The following is a 21955-nucleotide window of genomic DNA, read 5'->3' on the forward strand; positions in this document are numbered from 1 at the left end:
CTTACATTCACGAAGACAGAGAAAACATGGTCAATATTTCAACAAACAAGACCAACAACCACTTTTTTGAGGTAAATGAAAAGTGTGTCAAACATGCAACAATTAAAGGGTTCACAAATTGAAAGGCTAAGCAGACAGATGCGCATATTCCACAATCAACTAAACCTTTCAACTGCTTCAAAAATAGGGGGAAATTTGGCTATGAATTAGATTCTTTATTAAAGATAAAGACTAAAATCAGTACTAAACCAATGCCGCCGATAACCCCTAATTGAGTTTTACCGGAAATGGTCATGCCAAAGTCAGCATCATTAAAAATATCGAAAACATCTTTTAATGCCCCGATCGATATTAATGCCATTGCTGCCGACAAAATTCGGTTAACGTGCTTTGATATTCGGCTGCTCATTCGATTATAAATCTTTGAAATTTCGTGGATAATATTATCTTGCAGCTTGTTGATTTGTAGCAGTGTTTGCTTGGTTCGGTAATATTGATTCTCAAAATTGAGATGTGTAAATATTTCATCCATCATCTTGGTATGATCTGGATAAGTGGTCATCCCACCCGCTTCTATAACATCCAACAACCATTGGGCATCTTGCGAAAATTTTTCTAAGCTTTCCTTTTCTTTTTCATATTCAGCAATACGCTTTTTCAACGCTTTAGTTTTGAGTTCTTCGCCATTTAAATTGGCAACTTCATCTTTGATGCTTGATTTAAGCATTTGCGATAAAACAATATTTGAAAGCTGGAATAGATTGGTAATGATGGCCGCTGTTAATACCACCTCTTCTGCGGTTTCTCGTGACCAGTTCGGCTGCTCAGTCAAGGCTAGTAAAGCTTCGTGCTGACTTACCATTAACACTTCATTTTTATTATAGTAACCGGTGAGTTCAGGCAACGAGTTTTGCTTCCTGTCTCGTAAACACCAGTCATCAATAGCACAGCGCGCTTCACGTTGTGGAATTGAAAACGCGGAAAACGCGTAATGCTCTCTTAACTCCTGAGCATTGAGTACTCGCTCGCTTTGCCCTTCCTTTACTTTTACTTTGTCGGTTCGCAACATGACAAAACGATTATCGTGTATTTGATAACGAATAGGGTCATGTTCACGCTCATTACTCCAATCTAATACACTCGACAAAATTTTATTAAGGGCATCAAATTGGGCGTCGACAAAGCTAGATAGCAAACCAAACTTTTGCTTATTCCAAGAGATCTTTTGTTCTGTCGCAAACGGAGTACCAATGGTTATCGCATGTCGTACAGCACTTGCAGAAAAATTCTCTATAGGGCTACGCAAGTTAAGAGCAAAAACCCCCATGGAGTAATACGTCAACTCAACGTCAAACACCAAGTTGCATATTTGCGTTTGTTCTACTCTGAACGGAATCGTTAATTCGGGAAGTTGCCAGAAATAAGTATCGATAAATTCATAATCGGCAAGACCCGACCAAATATCTGACATCTCACTCGGTTGTGGCGGCGCAGAGCCCCATGACTTTAAGTTCAAAGGGCAATCAGTTTCACATTGCACATTTTCTTCAAGACGACGTTTAAATTGATCCATCAAGTGATGGTTCAAAGTAGCAAAGTAACTAATAGATACCGTTCCGTTTTCAACAATAAGTTCACCACTTAGGTTTTCTGGCCTATTGGCAAATTGTTCAAGCGCTGGCCATTGAGCGGCTAAATCGGTAGATAAAATGTAGTCGTTGTTATTTTCTAGCGCCGCAATAATGTCTTTAAATTGTTGACGTTCTTGCTCAACCAGTTGCTTAAAGTAACTCACTGGCTGCCAGCGTTCACTATTTAAACGCGCGATAATATCTATCGCTTGGGTATAAAGGGCGTAAGAATGAAATACTTGGTCAAAATAGGGTAAGCCTAGATCAGTGCAATTAATAGCATCAACTTCTGCCAAATTACCTTTAATGTTTTGGACGGCCTGTAACATCATCAATTCTTGGCTGGTATAAACCGCGCGATCAACGTCACAAACAGCATTTTGAATATCAGCAAAGTGATATAAAACAGTAATTGTGTCTGATGGTTTCAGCAAATTGAGCAGGCCTTGCGCACAGTTGATAAAGGCTTGGGCTCTTACATACAGATAACTGTTTTCAACCAATACACGCGCAGCTAAGTAACAGCCACAGTAATACAGGAGAATACCTTCAGGGCTCTGTTCTAATTGTGCTTGATTTTGAAATTGTGGTTCTTTTTCCACATTTAATTCAAATGGTAACTGCCCGTTGTAAAGCTTCTCTAATCGACTTTTCGCCCAAATTAAACCATCACCAAATGCTTCGTTGTGAATGTATTCACAAAAGGTGATCAGCAGATCATTTTTATTTTCTAGCGCCATTTCAACCCTATTCTTTTATCTTATTATTCTGTTAACAGCTTGATGTTTTCTGGAACTTTTTCTAACTGAGCCACCAATCGCTGACTATGCTCAGTCAAACCGTAGCCCTCAATAAACATGCTGGTGATGATTTGTCTTAAAGTCGATTGGGTTAACGGGATTTTATCTTCTTGGTGTGCCAGCATTAGACTCATCGGAGTAGACTCTTCACTGTCATAGTGAGGTGAAAGGTACTCTAATGCAACTTTTCTGTACCCCAAATTAAAGTAGAAACTCATATTAAAGTCTTCCGTTTCTAACAGAAGCCAATTAAAGCTTGCACTATGCTCCTCTTGAAACGTTTTAAGGTGGGCGCAAAGTAATTTCCCTATACCTTTTCCACGGTGCTTTTCGTCGACAAAAACGTAAGACAACAGCAAAAATTTGAGATCACGATCCACATCACAAATATAAGCACCGACAACGCGCTCATTTTCAATTGCGACAACACAAAAACTATCATCTTCAGCTATATGTGTTTCAATCGCGTTAATAGGCTCCCTTTCCCACTCGGGAAAGCTATCTATGTATAGCGAAATTACTTGTTGCCAATAAGGATTTTGTAACGACGTTAACCGTTCTAGTGTGATCATGAAATACAAAGTCTTAAGATGAGAGAAAATTCATATTAATTTAGCACGAATAATATAAACCATGAATGCTATTGCTAAAGCAGAGGAAAAGAAAGCGATTCGAGTTTAACCACAAATGACTATTTTAAAAACAAACTTATTAACGTTAATGAGCGGTAAGTTTTAATAAATGTATTGCATTCACCACAATAAAACCACCTTAGCTTAGCTTAGCGCTATGTTTTACAAACAATAATTTTAACAATTAGACCTTTGTACAACATATCTCATTAGTGAATGCTGTATACTTTCACATGTTTTATTAGGTTTATTAGTAAGTTATTGTCTAGAATGACAATATAGAACGCTTTTTCTCGTATCGCGATTTATGTTATTATTTTGTTTCTTGTACAAGGGCCTTTTGTAGTATCTGTTTAAAGGATGTTGAGTGAAACCTGTTTTTTTGTTGTTAATATTTAGTTTGTTGTTGTCTGGTGCTGCCGTTGCCCAAACACAGCAAGCAATTGATATTTACTACCCAGGTTTTGCTGACCTAGAAAACACCAAGAGTAATAAACATCGAAAAGCTGCCGACTATCAAAAAATAACCCAATTCCTTAAGAAATCAGGGGTAGCTTATAATCTTCACTCTTTGCCTTGGATAAGAGCTTTGGAAAAAACCAATAAAAGCTCTCACGCCCTTATAGTCTATTTAGACCGAACACCTGAACGAGAAAATGACTATCATTGGTTGGTAAAATTAGGCTCAAAGAAAGATTACGTATTCGGCCCAGTTAGACTCCTCAAGAAATTCGCCACTCCTCGCACACTCAAAAGAAGTCGTGGAGTCGCCGTTTGTGTGCGGGGCTCAGCCCAATGCGAACTATTTAGGAAAATAGGTTTTAAAGATGCCAGCACAGGGCTATTTGTATCAAGCAGCTCAACCAAAATTGCTTACGAGATAGTTAAAAGTGGTCGTGGCGACTTTTTTATTGCAGATAAAGCATATTACGATCAAAGCCGCGACCTAATGCCAGACGATTACATCCCATTATTTAAAATTAGCCAAACGGATATTTACATGGCAGCACCAAAGTCAATTGATCCGGTATTATTATCTCAACTAACCGCTAATTAGCGCCCCCTGTTTTAACTATCATATTTTGGATTACTTCTACCAACACCTCAGGTTTGTCTTCATTTATATAATGGCCTGACTTGTCCACCAAAATTTGTTCACTTTGGGTCGACAAGCTCAGTAGATCATGTTGCATATTTTGCCACGCCAAAAGCATTTCCTGCTTCATTGCTTCGTCTCCAAAAAGGTTATCGTATCTTGTTGGATCAGATGCAGTGACAACCGTGACTGGAATATCACCAAAAGACGTTATTTGCGCAGCGTGTTTGTTAATCGCTGTCATGTTTTCTTGTTCTTCAAGAATTGCATTAGCACTTTTGTATAACAGCGCCGGGTACATTTTGTTGTGGTAATCAAATTCAGGTTCCTGCGGAAATGCGTTTTGAAACAACAACCTCAGTAACCCCACTTGATTAGCGAACTTGAGGAACGCTGAAGGCAGAGCTTCTTGTGTTATTTGAAAAAGCTCACTCGACATAAACAGCTCACTATTAGGGTGAGCACTGTCAATAAGAACAACGCCAGCCACATCGTTTGGGTAGCTAGCAACAAACTTCCTCAGCAAAATGCCACCAAAAGAGTGCCCAACCAGAATGTAAGGTTTCGCTGCGCCTGATTGCTGCAATAATTGATAAAGCTCTTTCGCCATGGCTTCATTCGATTTCGGATTACTACCGCGTTCACTCCACATTAAGCCAGCTCTATCATAAGAAATCGTGGTTGCGTTATCCTTTAAAGCGTGCTGAATATTAAGCCATTGCAAATGACCGGCAGGGTCAAAAGCAGATTCAAAAACCACGGTTGATTTGTTCTTCCCTACTTTTACATAATGCAAGCGGTGACTTCCTAAATCGGCAAATTGCCCGATAGGCGACAAATTTTTTTCTGCACTTTCTCGTGAAATTTGTTCATAAATGATGCCACTCACACACACTAATGTAACAACTAGGACTACACCCCAACATATCAATTTGATCACCGACTTCATAAATTTCCTTCTCTATAAGTATGAAAAATCGATAGATAGATGCTCTATGGAAGAAAAAAGATGCACACGTCCCAATATTTTTATTACCCAGCGCTTGAGTGGCTTTACATTAAGTTAACAAAAATAGAGGTTTATCGAAGTATGCGCTAGTATTAACTGGACACTAGCGAGCAAGAACTGCTCATGATATGCTCTTCAATTAAAATATATTGTATACCGAAAAATAACTTATTATTTTTGGTTTCTATCAAAAAATAAAAAGCATACTAAGGCCTAACAATGCATAAATTTATTCAGTTTGTACTAGCACTTACATTAGTACTTTCTATTCCTTTGAGTGCCAAGGAATCAAGCATCAAAGATATGACGGACGAACAGCGCCGTGAAGCTTTGGAAAAAGAGGCTCATATCGAACGCATGGTTATGATGCCAATGCGCGATGGTGAAAGATTAGCAACAAGAATTTATATTCCTAAAAACATTAAAGAAAAGATGCCAGCCATATTCTGGCGTACACCGTACAACTTTAACGAACAGATACCTGGCAATGCCAACCGTCCATCGGCTTATTTGTATTATGCCCTTGAGGCAGTGCGTAAGGGCTACGTATTTGTCATTCAAAATGAACGCGGTAAGTACTTTTCTGACGGTGAATGGGAAATTTTAGGCTTTCCTCGCACTGATGGCTGGGATGCACTTGACTGGATTCAACAACAAAAATGGTCTGCAGGTAAAGTGGCGACTTTAGGTTGTTCGTCAACAGCAGAGTGGCAAATGGCCTTAGCTGAAATGGGTCACCCTGCTCATGCAGCAGCCGTTCCAATGGCTTATGGCGCTGGTGTTGGTCAAGTAGGTGAGTTTTACGAGCAAGGTAACTTGTATCGTGGTGGTGTATTGCAAAAATCACTGTTAACTTGGATGTATTCATACCAAAACACTCAACGTCCAAGGTTTCCAAAAGATACGTCTCGTGAAGATCTTATTCGCCTTGCAACATACACTGACTTAACGGCTGAGCCGCACGATTACCCAGCTGAAATGGTATGGCACTTACCCATGTCAGAAATGTATGAGAAATTTAACGGCCCTAAAGGTGTATGGAATACATGGGGCAATATGAGCCCAGCAGATCCTCTTTGGTGGGATCGCAACGGAGGCCTATATCACGAAGGCTCAGACTATAAAGTACCTACATTATGGGTTAGCTCTTGGTTTGATTTATCAACAGCACCAAACTTAGAACTTGTTAACCACATCATTGAAAATGCATCGGAAAAGCGCATTCGTGACAACCAATATCACGTTATCGCACCAACAGAACACTGTGCACAATACCGTTTAGAAACACCTCACATGGTCGGTGATATGAACCTTGGAGACGTGCGCTTTAACTTTGCTCAGCAACTTTGGGATTTTATTGACCGTTTCGCAAAAGACGAGAACAACGGCTTTGAAAATAATTATCCAAAAGTAAAATACTTCTCTCTCGGTGATAACAAATGGAATGAAGCCGCTCAATGGCCACCAAAGAAAGCACAAAACAAAACTTACTACTTGTCGAGCAACAAAGGCGCGAACACACGCTTTGGCGATGGCTTATTAACAACAGCTAAGAGCGCTAAGTCAGGTAAAACAAGTTTCGATCAGTTTGACTATGACCCTAAAAATCCAGTGCCGTCATTAGGCGGTAACTTATGGGGAAGCGAAGCAGGTTCATACGACAACAGCAAAATCGAAGAGCGTGAAGACGTTTTAGTTTACTCAACAGCACCTTTTGAAAAAGACACCGAAGTAACGGGTAAGATCAAAATTAAGCTGTATGTTTCTTCAAACGCTAAAGACACTGACTTTACAGTAAAACTTCTTGACGTTTACCCTGATGGTAAAGCAATGAACTTAGATGAAACGATTCAACGTGTTCGCTATCGTGAAGGCTACGACAAAGAGGTATTCATGGAACAAGGTAACGTTTATGAGCTAGATGTTAGCTCAATTACTACCAGTAACGTGTTCAAGAAAGGTCATCAATTACGTATTGAAGTCTCTTCAAGTAACTTCCCTCGATTCCAACGTAATTTAAATACCGGTAAGAACAACTTCACCACCAAAGAAACGTTTGTGGCGACTAACAAAGTTCATACTTCGAAAGATTACCCTTCTCATATAGTGATTCAAATCGTCGAGTAAGCGATAAAAATTCGCGACCAAGTAACAAGGGCATTGAGTAAATCCTCATTGCCCTTCTTCATGTCTGACTACACCAAACATATTCACTTACTGAATAAACTCACCTGCTAATTCCACTAAATAGTTAAAGTCAGGCAGCTTGTTTCCGCCATTGCCTAGTAGAATAACTATCGCATTTTTGTTTTTATTAACGACATACATGGTTCTAAAGCCGTCATTGCCACCTGTGTGGCCATATACAGTTAACTCATCATTGAAAAAGCCCACACCATAGCCATACCCACGAAAAACTGGAATAGCGTATTGAGTCATCATTAACTGTTGGGTTTCAGGATGCAGTACTTCTCCCTGAACAAACGCAGAAAAGAAGGTCAACATATCGGCCATAGAGCTTACTTGCCCCGCCGTTCCAGTAGCATAAAAACCGCGGTTAAATAGGTCATGTGTGTAGGCATGATTCATGGCAGCAGTAGCCAAAATATCGCTATCTTCATCAATCACATAGCTTTCTTCCATCGAGTACAAGTGAAATATCTCATTATCCATAAAGTCAGAAAACGTCCCCTGGCTGACTTCGGCAACAATTTCAGCCAGTAAAACATAGCCTGTGTTGCTGTAATCACTGCTACTGCCAGGTGAAAACTCTAATCGAGGGTTTCTGACAAAGTAATCAACGACATTAGCGTTGGTCAATCCATTAGGCAGGATCTTCTTATCGTCAAAGTCATTAGCAAAATCAGGAATTCCTGACTGATGGCTTAGCAAATGGTGAATCGTAATATCACGCCAAGAGGTATCTAACTGAGGTAGGTATTCAAGTACAGAGTCTTGTAAGTCAATTAAGCCTTGCTCGTAAAGCTTGAGTATGGCTGTTGCCGTAAACGTTTTACTGACCGATGCTAACCTAAAGCCTGTATGGCTGTTAATTTCCGTTCCTGATTTCGCTAAGCCTTTTTGTCCTGTGTACAGTACTTCGCCGTCTTGCCAGACACTCATAATCATTCCAGCTTCATTACTCGATATATTAGCGTCTATGGCTGTGTCTAACGTTTCCTTGAGGGTCGCTTTCGGCCCCGTTTTAATGGTTTTGTGATCAGTACTGTTACAAGCGGTTATTAACATTAGGCCTATAATCAATAGGCTTTGAAGAAGTGTCCCAAGTTTCATCTGTTAGCGTCCTTTGTCCATCAAATTTTGAACAAAAATAAACCAGCTTAGCTGAATATAAACTGAACCAACTTTCGTTAAGATGAATGACAAACTTAGCCGAGCTTTTCCATCAGGAAATCAATAAGTGCACGCACTCGTTTGGCTTTTTGTGCATTCTGATGAAAGTAAAGGTATAAACCAGCAACGTCGAGCCAATGGTTTTCAAGAATAGGAACTAGGGTACCGGAAGCTAGCTCCTCTTCTACCATCGACACTAAAAGCCGCCCAATTCCTAGTCCTTGAATAGCAGCATCCTTAATTAAATCTGTATCGTTAGTTACCAAAGCAGGCTCAAGGTCTATCGTTATTTGTTCACCATTTTCTTCTAAAGTGAGAGGCAGTAATTGATTGCCACTGATAAAGCGGTAGTAAATCAGTTTGTGGCCTTCTAATTCTCGAATGCTGTTGGGGTAACCGTATTTCTCCAGGTAACTAGGTGAGGCAAACAAGGCATCCTTTCTTGATGGTAATAAAAACTTAGCTACCATGCCTTCAGCAATTTTGTCGCCAAAACGAATACCTAAATCAAAGCCTTGTTCGATAATATCAACCGTACCGTCAAACAAAGAAATTTCTAGTTCTATTTCTGGGTAGCGCTGGCAAAACTCGACATAAATAGGCGCGAGTACTTGCTGATAAACAAATCGAGGCAAGGTAATTCTAACTTTACCCCGTGGCTCTCGACTCAAATCAGCGACAGTTTCAACCGCTAAATCTAGCGCATTAGCAGATTGAAAAGTGCGTTGAAATAGCATTTGTCCTGCCTCTGTTAGCTCTACCTTTCTGGTGGTGCGCGTAAACAAAGGCAAGCCTAATTCTTGCTCTAAGTTTTTAAGAGATTGACTAACAGATGGGGGTGCCATTTCTAACGAACGAGCTGCACCACTAACACTGCCTTCTTTGGCAATGGCATGAAATACTCGAAGTTGATTATAAGTACTACCATTCATTTTTCGTCACCACCTAATTCACTGACAAATTCGCCACCGATTATTAGGCAAAAGCTAACAATCCTTTAGCTTATTGTCATCTAAAAATAAATAATAATCTAGAATACACTTTCTCCCGTAAATATCAGAACACATTGCGGGAGCATACAAATGAGTAAAGTATTAGTTATTTCAGGTCACCCAAATTTATCTGAATCAAACACCAATCAGGTTATTCTTCAGACCTTAGAAAACTCAGAGCTTTCTGTTTCGATCAGACGCTTAGATAGCCTTTATCCAGACTACAATATCGATATAGATGCAGAGCAACAGGCATTAATAGACGCTGATATTGTTGTGCTGCAATTTCCCTTTTATTGGTACTCCGTTCCTGCTCTACTTAAAAAGTGGATTGATGATGTCTTCGCCTATAATTTTGCTTATGGAACCCAAGGCGACAAGCTGCAAAACAAAGAATTGATATTGTCATTTACTATAGGTGGACCAGAAGAGTCTTATGACCCTCTTGGCTATAACCATTTTACCATCGAACAACTGATTCAACCGCTCCAGCAAACCGCTTACCTAGCAGGAATGAATTTCCACAAGCCTATTTATTCGCATGGTATGGTGTATATTCCCGGTGTTTACAATGAACTTGCAGATGTTGAACGCAAAGCAAAATTTCACGGAAACGAACTCATCGAAAAGCTTACTTCGTTATCGCATGTGGACGAGAAGTTCGTAGAAAATTTTGTCCGTAAATGGTTCAAGAACATGGATCGACTTCCAGAAGATACTAGCGTTTTTACTAATTATCTGTCTGCTGATGTGAAATGGCTAATGCCAGAGGGTGATTTTTATGGTCATGAAGGTTTTCGCGATTGGTTTGCGTTTGTTAAAACCCAATTTAAACCAGGTTGTGACCACCAAATTCAAGCGATGAACGTCAAGCAAACCGAGCAAGGTTTTGAGGTAGATCTTACCGTTCAAGTCACAACAGAAACTCTTCCAGACTCTAACTTTAGCGGTGAGTCTATAAGTCTAGTGGTTAATGAGAAATGGCAGTTGCACAATACCACTGACAAAGGCATTCAAATAACAAAGTATCATGTGACTCAGGTATAAACTTAACACCTGTTCGACTCAACTCAAAGCTAACCGTTACCATATGTTTTACTGCATTACGGTTAGCTTTTTTCGCCGTACCCGCCTCTAAATGATCACCCTGTAAAAGCCTTGTTAATATTTCTTACACTTTCCTATTAATAGCACTAGTTTAAACACAGGCATTGTTATAATGTAACACCTTTGTAATTTGATGATTAACTGAGATAATGAGCTGTCAATATTGGTAGATTCGCTTTGTTAACAGCGTTAACCTTCTCTATCCAAATTGTCATTTTGTATTAAACTTGAACTTCCCCTTTGTTCAAACAAACAGTTTGTACTAGTGTTTCTAGTGCTAAAAGCATTTAACCCGTGCTTTAACAATTATAAAAATTATTCAGGTGGCGAAGACCACTTCATAGTTAAGGAAAAATACATGTCATTAGTTAAGCATACCATTTCTGCTTTAGCTCTCGCGTCGATAAGCGCAACAGCTAATGCGAATGAAGAATGGTTTTTACACAGCAGTATTTCGCCCGATGGAAAGCAAATTGCTTTTTCTTACAAGGGTGATATCTACACAGTTTCATCTAAAGGTGGAACAGCGCGTCCACTAACAATTCATAACGACTGGGACGGTCATCCAATCTGGTCTCGCGATGGTAAACAAATTGCCTTTGCTAGCGATCGTAATGGTAATTTAGATGTGTACGTTATGCCGAGTAACGGTGGAAAGGCAACACGATTGACCTACCATTCAGCGTCTGATATTCCGCAAGATTTCAGTAAAAATGGCAACGAAGTACTATTTACTTCTTCTCGCCAAGATTCAAAAGACTCAACGTATTTCCCTACTTCTCGTCTTTCTGAAACCTATAAAGTGTCCATCGCAGGTGGCACGCCTTCAATGGTAACAACCACCCCTGGCTCAGAAATTCAACTATCGCCTGATGGTAAAAAAATCTTGTATCGCGATGAAAAAGCCTATGAAAACCAATTCAGAAAACATGACGTTTCAGCGTTTGCACGTGATGTTTGGTTACACGATTTAACGACAGGTAAGCACACGCAACTGACCACGTTTAAAGGCGCGGATCACAACCCTGTTTGGCAAGACAACGATACCTTCTTTTACACCTCAGAAGAAAAATCTGGTGCCTTTAACGTGTGGCGTGCCGATTTAGACGGCGGTAACAAGAAGCAAATGACCAACTTCAAGCAACATCCAGTAAGAAGTTTATCTATCGCTGACAATGGCACACTAGCCTTTGTTCACCACGGCAGTATTTTCACACAAAAAGGCAAATCGGCTAAACGCGTTAATATTAACATTGCCAACGATGGACAAGAAAACGAGCTACTTCCTGTTTCATTAGGTGGAAAAGTCACTGAATACTCTGTATCTCCTGATGGTAAAGAAGTTGCTTTCGTTGCCCGTGGTGAAGTGTTCGTTGCTAGCACAGAGTTTAAAACAACTCGCGCTATCACTAATACACCAGAGCAAGAGCGTTCAGTATCCTTCCACAAAGATGGCCGCACGCTGCTTTACACAGCAGAACGTGATGGTGTTTGGGGCTTATACGAAACCTCAATCGTTGATGAAGACGAGCCATATTTCTTTGCATCGACTTTGTTAAAAGAAGAAGTGCTTCACAAAGCTGATACCGATAGCTTCCAACCTGTGTACTCACCTGACGGCAAGAAAGTAGCTTTCTTGTCTGCTAGAGACGAAATTCAAGTAATCGACAGAGAGTCAAAAAAGGTCAATGTTGCATTAGGCAAACAACACAACTACTCATACGCTGACGGCGATATTAGTTTTGCTTGGGCACCTGACAGTTACTGGATGACAGCAGATTTTGCCCCACGTAGCCGTTTATTTATCACTAATGTCGGCGTTTTCCCTGCTGACGGCTCAAAAGAGCCAGTCGATATTAGCCTTTCAGGTTACAGCGATGGCTCACCTACGTGGCACACTGACGGCGCAGCCGTTTTATGGCGAAGCACACGTTTCGGTATGCGTGACCACGGTAGCTGGGGTCGTAAAGCCGATGTTATGGCCGCTTTCTTAACGCAAGACAGTTACGATAAGTTCCGCATGAGCAAAGAAGAATATGCGCTTCATAAAGAACTTGAAGACAAAAAGAAGAAAGACGATAAGAAAAAAGCCGACAAAGATAAAAAAGAAGAGACTGCTGACGACAAGAAAAAAGACGATGAGAAGAAAGAAGAAGCCGTTGAGCCACTTAAGATTGAGTGGGATAACATCGAGCAACGCACTGCACGTTTAACCTTGCATGCTTCTTCTTTAGGTGATGCTTATCTAACAAAAGACACTAAAGAGTTATACTACTTAGCTCGTTTTGAAAAAGGCTATGACTTGTGGCGTCACAATATTCGCGAGCGTAAAACTGAGCTTGTCGCTAAGTTAAACGCACCATGGGCAACTATGTCATTTAGTCCAGACGAGAAAAACGTCTTTATTCTGGCCAACGGTAGTTTAAGACAAGGTAAAGTTGGTAAGAAAATCTCGCTTAAACCGATCAGCGTACAACCTGTCATCGAATTAAAAGCAAAACAAGAACGTGCTTTCATGTTCGATCACAGCTGGAGAATTATTAAAGACAAATTCTACCGCGACGACTTCCACGGTATCGATTGGGATGCAATGGGTGAAGAATATCGTCAGAAGCTTGATTCAATTGGCCATGGCCGTGATTTCGCCAATATGTTTGCCGAAATGACAGGTGAGCTTAATGCTTCTCACATTGGTTCTTCATATCGTCCAAGTAGAAGTTCTAGTGACGACAATACAGGTCGTTTAGGCTTATTCTTTAACGATAACTCATTTACCGTTAGTGAAGTACTCGCTAAAGGTCCGTTTGATACGGCAAGTAGCAAAGTGAAAGCGGGTGTTACTCTAAAAGCCATTAATGGTGTTGAATTAACGGCACGCCAAAACATGCATAAGCTATTAAACCATACCACAGGTAAGCGCGTTCGCTTTACTTTCGAAGCTGATGGCGAGCGTTTTGATGAAGTCGTAAAACCTGCGTCGGCGCGCACAGTAAGCAACTTAATGTACGATCGCTGGGTATCTTCACGCGAGAAGCTAGTTGAAGAACTTTCAGGTGGCCGTTTAGGCTATGTACACGTTCGTGGCATGAACGATCCAAGCTTTAGAGCAGTATACTCAAGACTACTAGGTAAGCACTTTGATAAAGAAGCTGTGGTAGTAGATACACGCTTTAATGGCGGCGGCTGGTTACACAACGATCTAGCTAAACTATTAAGCGGTAATGAGTACTTCACTATGCACGTACGCGGTCGTCAGTACCACGGCGATCCGTTAGACCAATGGAATAAGCCGTCGGTATTAGTTATCAATGAAGGTAACTACAGTGATGCCCATGCATTTGCTTATACATATGAACAACTTAAGCTTGGTGAAATGGTTGGTATGCCGGTACCAGGTACTATGACTGCCGTTTGGTGGGAAACTGGTATCTCAGGTGATTTCCGTGCAGGTGTTCCACAAGTGGGTATGAAAAATACCAAAGGTGAATACCTAGAAAACAACCAAACTATGCCAACACATATGGTGAAAAACGACCCAGAATCTTCTGCAAAAGGTCGTGATAAGCAAATTGAAAAAGCAGTAGAAGTACTTCTTAAAAAGCTATAACTGCCTGCTCTTTTAAATAAATAAGTAGAAAGCGAACACAATGTCAGTGTTCGCTTTTTTATTATCACTGTATCCATCGTGGCGCAGGGGTAACACTAAAGATTGAACTAAGTTTATTCACTACATATCGTAAATACGACGTCCCTTTGATAAAGTTAATGTTGAGCAGATGTAAATTGATAGTTTTTTATTAACCCATAATTGAACTGGAAGTACAGGAATCACAAGAGAATTAGATGTATCAAACAGCGGTAATCATCATCACTTTAAGCTTGTTAGCAACCAGCTTTCCTGCACAAAGTTGCCCGAAAAAGCCATATACTGTTGGCATTCAAGCAATGGACTATAGTCCACATTACAATGGCAATGATATATCCAAACCCACGTTCTTTAATGAATTTATTCAATGGTTATCAGAGAAAACCAATTGTCAGTTTGAGCTAGTACCGCTTCCAGTAAAACGGTTATCAGGTAGACTTGATCGAAAAACTATTGATTTCATCTATCCCGGAAATCCAGATTGGCACCCAGAAAACTCAAAAAATAATAGCAATAAATATTGGTTTAGCCCTCCACTCGCATTCGGCTTGGGCGGAACCATGGTTCTGCCTTCAAATCAAAAAATGACCCCTTCCAGTTTTTCCAGTCTCGCTTTTCCTCGAGGGTTCACGCCAATTGCCTTTTATCCACTAAGAAAGAAACACTATATCGATTTTATAGAAGTGTCCGACGCCTATGCGGTTTATATGATGGTACTTAGCAAGCGTGCTACTGGCGGCGACATTGAGTACAACGTCGCTCAACATATAATGAAAAAACACAACCTCCCACCACTAGCGTTAGCAGACAACCTTCCATTTACCTTAACGACTTTTCATTTAATGGCACTTGAAGCGAATGAGTTTACCTCAAAAATTTTCACTCTCATCCAAGAAAACAAAGAAGAGTTAGCTCAGCTTAGAAAAAAGGCCAAACTGCTAGAGCAAAGACCAGAATAAAAATAACAAAATGGACAAAGTAGAAGTTATTTTACAGACAAATTCCCCTTTAAATTTCATCACTAAAAACTTCAACGGAATATTTAATACCAATTACATTAAATTGATATAAATGCTGTTATGATATCGTCAAGTTTATACTTTACTTTTTGTTGAGAGTTTTCGTGTTCAGAGCATTACTTTTAATCGCAACGTTATTCATTTCTTATTCTTCTTTTGCCACGCAAAACCAAGGGCAATATATTCAGCCAAATAATCTGTACCCCAAAGTGCGTATTGAAACTTCAATGGGAAATATCGTGGTCGAGCTAGATCGCCATAAGGCAAGAATCACAACAGATAACTTTCTTAGTTATGTTGCCAAAAAAGAGTATGACAACACCTTAATCCATAGAGTAGAACAAGACTATTTAGTGCAAGGTGGCGGGTTTAATATCGACTACTCAGAAGTTACGCCGGCAAAACCTATTTTTAACGAATCAGGGAACGGTTTAAAAAATAAAGAGCGTACGATCGCCATGGCAAAACAGTTAAAAGACGCTCACTCAGCAACCACACAATTCTTTTTTAATCTTAACGACAATTTTAACCTAGACCCTGGCCGTGATTGGGGCTACGCCGTATTTGGTGAAGTAGTGGAAGGTTATGAAGTACTCGAAGCTATGTCTGAAGTAGAAGTAGGCTTTAACGATAAGCTAGGTTACCCTACGGTGCCCAAAAAGATGATTAAAATTGTTCGCATGGTAGTGTTAGAAGACACAAAATAGCCGGTTGCGAGCCGCTAGAGCGAAGTTAAACAAGGTTACTTTACTTCGCTCTCACGCCTAATTATTTTTACTTAAGAAATTCAGCAGCCGCTTCAATCATCAGGTGTTTATTGTGCCCTGCATCAGGGACAGTGTGCAGTTGCCAATTAAAGTCAGCGCCAATCGCTTTGGATTGCTTTTGACTTATCTCGAAGAAATGTTTCGCTCTTTGCTTTCGATTCATTCCTTGTTCTAGAGCGCCAGAGGACTCATCTAATCGCCCAGATGTGGTTAGAGTGTCGTTGTCTCCCACAAGAACAATTAACGTCTTGGTAAACGCTTGATTAAGCGGCGGATGATTAGGTGGTAAATGGTAAGGGTAGTCGCCCTGTTCATTCGGTACTGTGTAAACCCCTGCATTAGCGGCAATGGCTACATTTAATTTATCACTTGGATACAATAACACCATCCTGTGGACAAATTGACTTCCTGCTGAGTGCCCAAAAATATTGTAGCTATCGATATCAAATGAATTGGTATCGTTGATGTGATCAATAATGTTATCTATGACACTAAAAGCCCACTCTTCTCTAGGGTTTTCTATGCCAAAGAAGTTATATAAGTTCCCGTCTTGATAGTCATTGGTTGTATATTGATAAAACCTATTATGAAACTCTGGCGCTATCAACAAAATCTTCTTTTGATTGGCAATCTCAACCCATGCGTTGAGATAATCTTCAGCGTTTCGCGACATACCATGCATCACAAACAACACTTGATCCGTTGCTTTCCAACCAAGCGGTTTATACGTCCACACTCGAACATGTTTTAAGTCACTATGTTTATAAGCTTTTATGGTAAAAAAATCTTTTCCTGAATTTATAGGCTTAGGATTGGTTAAATCTGGACCTTTAGGTAGTAAATATTTGTAAGACGAGCAGCCACAAAGTAACGCGGTAAACACAACAAAAATTGCTGTGCTCTTAATATATTTTTTCATTAGATAATTAAAACCTCAAATGACAAGTTGATATCTAAAGCCATATATTGAAGCGCTGATGACAAATTAAAATGCGTTTGTGACCAATGGTTAGCCTTTGTGACCAGTGGTAGACATATAACATGTAAACAATGAAATAAGTTTCTATTGAGAGGTTTTAACTGCTTCTAGTTGAATCTTAATGGATGCTGTTTTTGCTCTAGAAACTGGCACATAGAAGTCGGAATCGATCAATTGAAGGTAATTATTATTTTGTTCTTTCACCATTTTCGACACCTTTTTAAGGTTCACCACATACGAACGATGACACTGTAAAAGAAAAGTATGCTCTTGGAGTTGAGAGATAAAAGCACTTAACGTGCAACGTATTAGGCGGGTTGTTAACTTTCCCTCATGTTCGATGGTGAGTTGTAAATAATTTCCTTCAGCCTTCACAAAAAGCAAAAGAGAAGGCGTCAATTCGACCGCTTCACCGCTTGGACAGGTAATCACCATTTTCTCTCGCTTTTCTCGCGCATTGGGTAGCTGTTCAGAAGTAGACTTTCTTACAGCTAAGCTAAACAAAACACGTAACACAATAATGAAACGATTCATTATGATGAGAAAAGGCGCGACTAATAATCCATAGTAAAAAAACAATAATAAGTGCTGGTAGGACGCTGGCACTTGTCCTTGATAAACCCTTGCAGCATAAATTAATGCAACCGCTAAGGACATCACAAGTAAAGACGCTAATAATTCATAAAATAGTGTTGATTTGTAATCGATGAGCTTCTCAACAACAGCTTTTCGAAAAACCAAATGAACTAAGGTCGCTGAAGTAAAAATGGCCAGCGCAGTCATCATCGACACACCGAGTAAATCAAGAAACGATGACCGGTATAGCTGAAACGGTTGAAAAAGTAATAGAAACAGAGAAGTAACGAAGCTATTCGCCAAGAACACCTTAATCATTAAGTGCTGTGGCAACTCGAAAATGGACGAACGACTGAGTATCGCTTTAACGGTTCCCAAAAAAGAGGGAGTTACTTCTTTATCTATCATCTATCGAACATTTAACTTCAAGGTATGAGTAGTTTGTCTTTTTATTCAAGTTAATCAAGCGTAAATCGCGAGATTTTATCTAGTTAAAACAAATAGAGTATTTTTCGTGAAGTGCTGATGATCAAATGTTGATATGAATTGCTTTATTCTGGAAAAGCTAGCGAGGGCGAACAACAATTAGTTTGAAACCCGCCCATTTATATAACTTACTTGATCGAGTAATTTTTCACTTTATCAAATACGTAAGGGCCTTGCTCAGCTCCCCAAACTTGTTTGTCTGCGCCATCAAATCCTTGATCCCAGCTTGTTAGCACATCGTCACGAATATCCACATGTGACGTGGCATAGCTCGCGCCACGCAACTTACTTGAACACATTTTTTCTTCGGTAGAACCAGTGAAAATGAGTTTCCCACCTTTTTGTTTGGCGTCGATATTAATATGGCAGCCTTCACGTAATAACAAGTTATCAGGTGTTAAGCTGTTTAAACTGGCAGGAGTTTTCCAGGCACCAACAACAGCCTTTGGTTCAGGAAGTGAATAAACAGTACTGACAAATTGATTGTCACCAACCTTTTCAAGCTTATAAACACGCTGACGGTACGGCTTATCCAAGCTTTTCGAAACTGCCTGCTCAACGTATAACCAAGTGGCGTCCGTGCGTTCGACCCAAATTTGCGCCATTTCTAAGTTGATATCAAAATAAGCTTCATTGGTTTCAGATTGTGCTTTGCTATTGAAAGAGCCTGTCATCCAATCAGCAAGCGTTGATAATTCAGTCGCTTGTAATGATAGCGGTAGACTTAGTGAGAGTGCAGCGAATAAGGCGTTTATTTTCATTATTATCCCTTAGTGAATATGTTACAAAGTAACAGCTTAGTCCATAGAACAATAACTAATCAAGAGGGATGAACAGTGAGTTGTTACCAACTCACATATCTTTCGTTATCAATAAGTTAACAAACGCCATTTATATTTTATACCGCTTGTTTCCACCGTTTATCTTGTCGATTATTTTGCGATAATTGGGATGTGAATGGCCATTTCACAATGGGGATCCATCACATTATAATTCGGTGGATACAACTCAAAGTCAGGCTTTTCTTCATAAAGGTACTTAGACTTAGGTAGCCAGCTACCCCAAATATATTTCAAGGTTTTATCGAGATCTGCAATCGACCCTTTATGAACAAACTTTGCGTATAACTGCTCTGGTAATTCTCGTGTGATCATCCCTTCTGGTACATGGTCCCAATTGACCACTGGTGCACAGCAAATATAAGTGAATTTCACATCCTCACCATCTTCTTCATAAGCTTCGTATAAGCCAAACGATTCGTCACCAGTACGATTTTGAACAAGGTCGCGATAAGGTCTAAACCCTGACCACAGCTTAGGCAAACTTAAATCACTGTTGTCGTAATGATTTGCTATGCCCACTAGCTTAACTGCAGGGCGAGTAATAATTTCTGGCTCCATCGACAATTCATTTTGCAAAAAATGAAGCATATGCGGACTGAATTGGTCTTTGTATAACAATCTAAATGGGTCGTTTTGCTTTCGATATTGTGCAGGCGTTATGTTAAACAAATCTTTAAACGCACGGGTAAATGCTTCTTGCGAATCAAATTGGCAATCTAAAGCTAAGTCTAATATAGCTATATCTTCCGTCAGCAATCGTTTAGCGGCGACAGTAAGCCTGCGCTTTCGAAGATACTCTTTAGGCGTATCGCCCACCAAGGCTTTAAATATTCGGCTAAAGTGATAGGTTGAATAATGTGATGCTGCTGCGACTTCATGAACAGATATCTTGTCGTAAAGGTGTTGTTCAATAAAATCGATACTTTTAAAAAATCGTTGCATAAATAAACCTAAAAATTCTATTCAATTAAAGCTTAACTCAAGTAATCTTTTGTATCTATTCGTTAGCTAAATTCGCTCGCTAGTGACAAAAAAACGTAAATGTTTAAAGGCCTTATCGCGCACCGGAATCATCGACTTATAAGTAACGTCGTCGAAGAATTGCTGGATGGATTCTCGTGTTGGAAACGACACTACGCTAAACATCGCTGGGCTATCTAACTCATCAAGCGCCATTTCTACATCGTAATTTGCAATCGGGATACCACCATGGGCACGCATCAAACTGGGCACTTTGGCGTAATATGCTGACATTGCTTGTCGCTCTTGCGGATCTGGCGTCGCTTCAATATGCAAAAATACGGGTAAGGTCATGTCATTGCTTCTTATATGTCCCATGTTATTTTACCGAGATATTGTTTGATGCTTTAAGCACTCTGCGATGCCATAACAATAGTAAAGGAACAATCACTAACTCAATCACTGTAGGTCCTACAACTTGTTGATCTACTAAGCCAAATTCTACAATATTGGAAAGCCTACCCAGTCCACCAATAAATAGCGCTAGGACAACAAAACGAAAAACAATAGCGTGCTTTTCAATATTGGAAAGAAAATACAAAAGAGCTATGCCTTGTGCGAAAAAGACACCAAAGCCAAATCGGTATTGATTGTCAGCAAAACCTCTCAATACGCTGTCTTCTGAAAATATGAGTGGCCCTCCACCCAATAACGAACTGCCATTCATCCCAGCAAACGTACTGACGCCACCTGGAATAAAGCATATCACTGCGAGTACCAACACCAAGAATTGAAATACCTTTCTCTCGATTGGCTTACTTGGCATAGCGTTAATTTCCATCGTGTTTGATTTGTGCATTTTTTTACTCTCATGTTCAATAATTGTTGAAGCACATGGTAGAAAAATCGACACCTCGTTTTTTGATATTTCTTGCTCTTTTACACTTTCCCTCTCCTCTATCCACTAAACAAGTAACGTATAAGCGACCTTTTCAAACAAACATTGAATAAAAGAAACACAGCAAGAAATATCAAAAACGAAAAAACGCGATCACCTAAAGTAGCTACCAAGCGATGCAACTTAATCGTTGCACATTGACCACAGATTCATTCCATCAGGAGTACAGTTATGATTAAAAGTGTATTGATTACTGGCGCAAACGCAGGTTTAGGCAAAGAAAGTGCAAGACAATTAGCATTAACTCACGGCATCGAGAAGATTTATTTAGGTTGCCGAAATAAAGCAAAAGCTGAAACAGCTAAACATGAATTAGAAAAAGTTACCGGCAGAAAAATCTTTGAAGTCTTACTGATTGACGTTTCTAGCCTAGATTCCGTGCGAAAAGCCGTAAAAAACTTACCAGAGCCTGTTGATGCCCTTGTTATGAACGCTGGAGGTACTGGCGGAAAAGCGTTTTATCAAAAAACCAAAGAAGGCGTAACCCAAATAGTCGCGGTAAATTTACTTGGGCACGTATTACTAACAAAAGAACTTTTAGCAGCAAACAAGCTTACTCAAGCAGCTATCTATGCCGGCTCAGAAGCGGCACGTGGAGTAAGAGAAATGGGAATGAAACGCCCAGAGTTTGCTAATTCTTCTGTCGAAGATTTTGAAGCCCTTTGCCGCGGTGAGTTATTTGCCAGCCAAAAAGACGCGACTATTCCTTATGGCCCGATCAAATACATGGCAGCCTTGTGGATGGCCTCAATTTCTCGCGATTACCCTAATGTTAAGTTTGTTACCATGAGCCCTGGTGCAACCACAGGTACAGAAGGCTTTAATTCTTTATCCACGGTTAAACGCGTCGTCATGAAAAGCATGATGAAAGTCATGCTAATGCTTAATAAAGTGCACCGAGTCGAAGTTGGCGCTAAACGTTTTGTTGATGCGTTAACAGATGACACGTACAAAAGCGGCCACTTTTACGCCAGCAAAAAAGGGTTAACTGGGCCTATAAGCGAACAAAGCACATTATTTGCTGATTTAAAAAATGAACAGTTTCAAAACAACGCAAAACAAGCGTTAGAAGGGTTTATCCGTTAAGTAATATAAACCTTA

At 40.0% G+C, this 21955-nt stretch carries 18 protein-coding genes; 7 read left to right on the plus strand and 11 right to left on the minus strand.

The genetic code is table 11. The features are described 5' to 3' along the window. Window positions 1-199: 199 nt before the first annotated feature. Both ACOB80_RS09130 and ACOB80_RS09135 read right to left on the minus strand, forming a co-directional pair. Window positions 200-2371, minus strand: a complete 2172-nt coding sequence (locus ACOB80_RS09130; RefSeq protein WP_473165512.1) for a hypothetical protein — start codon at window positions 2369-2371, stop codon at window positions 200-202. Between the two features lie 23 nt (window positions 2372-2394). Further along, the gene (locus tag ACOB80_RS09135) at window positions 2395-3003 is read right to left on the minus strand and encodes a GNAT family N-acetyltransferase (protein WP_473165513.1); all 609 of its coding nucleotides are present in this window, start codon (window positions 3001-3003) and stop codon (window positions 2395-2397) included. A 427-nt stretch (window positions 3004-3430) separates the two neighbouring features. On the opposite strand from ACOB80_RS09135, the gene ACOB80_RS09140 reads away from it, so the two are divergent. Further along, window positions 3431-4120 carry a transporter substrate-binding domain-containing protein gene (locus ACOB80_RS09140; protein WP_473165514.1) on the plus strand — a complete coding sequence of 230 codons (690 nt, stop codon included), beginning with the start codon at window positions 3431-3433 and terminating at the stop codon, window positions 4118-4120. Here ACOB80_RS09140 and ACOB80_RS09145 read toward each other — a convergent pair. After that, window positions 4113-5108 carry an alpha/beta fold hydrolase gene (locus ACOB80_RS09145; protein WP_473165515.1) on the minus strand — a complete coding sequence of 332 codons (996 nt, stop codon included), beginning with the start codon at window positions 5106-5108 and terminating at the stop codon, window positions 4113-4115. The genes ACOB80_RS09140 and ACOB80_RS09145 overlap by 8 nt on opposite strands. Before the next feature lie 279 nt (window positions 5109-5387). Here ACOB80_RS09145 and ACOB80_RS09150 point away from each other — a divergent pair, with 279 nt between their 5' ends. Beyond that, window positions 5388-7295 (plus strand): CocE/NonD family hydrolase, encoded by a 1908-nt coding sequence (locus ACOB80_RS09150; RefSeq protein ID WP_473165516.1) that lies wholly within the window; start codon window positions 5388-5390, stop codon window positions 7293-7295. An 87-nt stretch (window positions 7296-7382) separates the two neighbouring features. Here ACOB80_RS09150 and ACOB80_RS09155 read toward each other — a convergent pair whose 3' ends face one another. Together ACOB80_RS09155 and ACOB80_RS09160 are read right to left on the minus strand one after the other, a co-directional pair. Continuing rightward, window positions 7383-8462, minus strand: coding sequence for a serine hydrolase domain-containing protein (locus tag ACOB80_RS09155; RefSeq protein ID WP_473165517.1), 1080 nt, complete (start codon window positions 8460-8462; stop codon window positions 7383-7385). Window positions 8463-8557: 95 nt separating this feature from the next. Then, a complete protein-coding gene (locus ACOB80_RS09160) occupies window positions 8558-9454 on the minus strand; it encodes a LysR family transcriptional regulator (protein ID WP_473165518.1) in 897 nt (298 codons plus the stop codon). Window positions 9455-9604: 150 nt separating this feature from the next. Between ACOB80_RS09160 and ACOB80_RS09165 the strand changes: the two genes are divergently transcribed. From ACOB80_RS09165 to ACOB80_RS09180, 4 genes are all read left to right on the plus strand, one after another. Continuing rightward, complete coding sequence (locus ACOB80_RS09165; protein ID WP_473165519.1) at window positions 9605-10561, plus strand: NAD(P)H-dependent oxidoreductase; 957 nt, start codon at window positions 9605-9607, stop codon at window positions 10559-10561. 418 nt (window positions 10562-10979) lie between these two features. Then, window positions 10980-14228: a S41 family peptidase gene (locus ACOB80_RS09170; protein WP_473165520.1), complete on the plus strand. Its 3249-nt coding sequence runs from the start codon at window positions 10980-10982 to the stop codon at window positions 14226-14228. A gap of 236 nt (window positions 14229-14464) precedes the next feature. Continuing rightward, on the plus strand, window positions 14465-15226 hold the full coding sequence (locus ACOB80_RS09175) for a transporter substrate-binding domain-containing protein (RefSeq protein WP_473165521.1): 762 nt from the start codon (window positions 14465-14467) through the stop codon (window positions 15224-15226). Between the two features lie 164 nt (window positions 15227-15390). Then, the gene (locus ACOB80_RS09180; RefSeq protein ID WP_473165522.1) at window positions 15391-15993 is read left to right on the plus strand and encodes a peptidylprolyl isomerase; all 603 of its coding nucleotides are present in this window, start codon (window positions 15391-15393) and stop codon (window positions 15991-15993) included. A gap of 67 nt (window positions 15994-16060) precedes the next feature. Here the strand turns inward: ACOB80_RS09180 and ACOB80_RS09185 are convergent, their stop codons facing one another. The 6 genes from ACOB80_RS09185 to ACOB80_RS09210 all read right to left on the minus strand — a co-directional run bounded on the left by ACOB80_RS09185 (window position 16061) and on the right by ACOB80_RS09210 (window position 20755). Continuing rightward, on the minus strand, window positions 16061-16972 hold the full coding sequence (locus ACOB80_RS09185; protein WP_473165523.1) for an alpha/beta hydrolase: 912 nt from the start codon (window positions 16970-16972) through the stop codon (window positions 16061-16063). A gap of 144 nt (window positions 16973-17116) precedes the next feature. Continuing rightward, the gene (locus ACOB80_RS09190) at window positions 17117-18016 is read right to left on the minus strand and encodes a LytTR family DNA-binding domain-containing protein (protein WP_473165524.1); all 900 of its coding nucleotides are present in this window, start codon (window positions 18014-18016) and stop codon (window positions 17117-17119) included. Window positions 18017-18222: 206 nt separating this feature from the next. Continuing rightward, a complete protein-coding gene (locus ACOB80_RS09195; protein ID WP_473165525.1) occupies window positions 18223-18855 on the minus strand; it encodes a chromophore lyase CpcT/CpeT in 633 nt (210 codons plus the stop codon). 171 nt (window positions 18856-19026) lie between these two features. Next, window positions 19027-19878, minus strand: coding sequence for an AraC family transcriptional regulator (locus ACOB80_RS09200; RefSeq protein ID WP_473165526.1), 852 nt, complete (start codon window positions 19876-19878; stop codon window positions 19027-19029). Window positions 19879-19944: 66 nt separating this feature from the next. Next, window positions 19945-20274: a DUF1330 domain-containing protein gene (locus ACOB80_RS09205; RefSeq protein WP_473165527.1), complete on the minus strand. Its 330-nt coding sequence runs from the start codon at window positions 20272-20274 to the stop codon at window positions 19945-19947. Between the two features lies 1 nt (window position 20275). Then, entirely contained in the window at window positions 20276-20755 is a 480-nt protein-coding gene (locus ACOB80_RS09210) for a DUF4345 domain-containing protein (protein ID WP_473165528.1), read from the minus strand. 270 nt (window positions 20756-21025) lie between these two features. Here ACOB80_RS09210 and ACOB80_RS09215 point away from each other — a divergent pair, with 270 nt between their 5' ends. After that, the gene (locus tag ACOB80_RS09215) at window positions 21026-21940 is read left to right on the plus strand and encodes an SDR family NAD(P)-dependent oxidoreductase (protein ID WP_473165529.1); all 915 of its coding nucleotides are present in this window, start codon (window positions 21026-21028) and stop codon (window positions 21938-21940) included. Window positions 21941-21955: the final 15 nt, after the last annotated feature.

It is taken from the genome of Thalassotalea coralli, assembly GCF_055786205.1.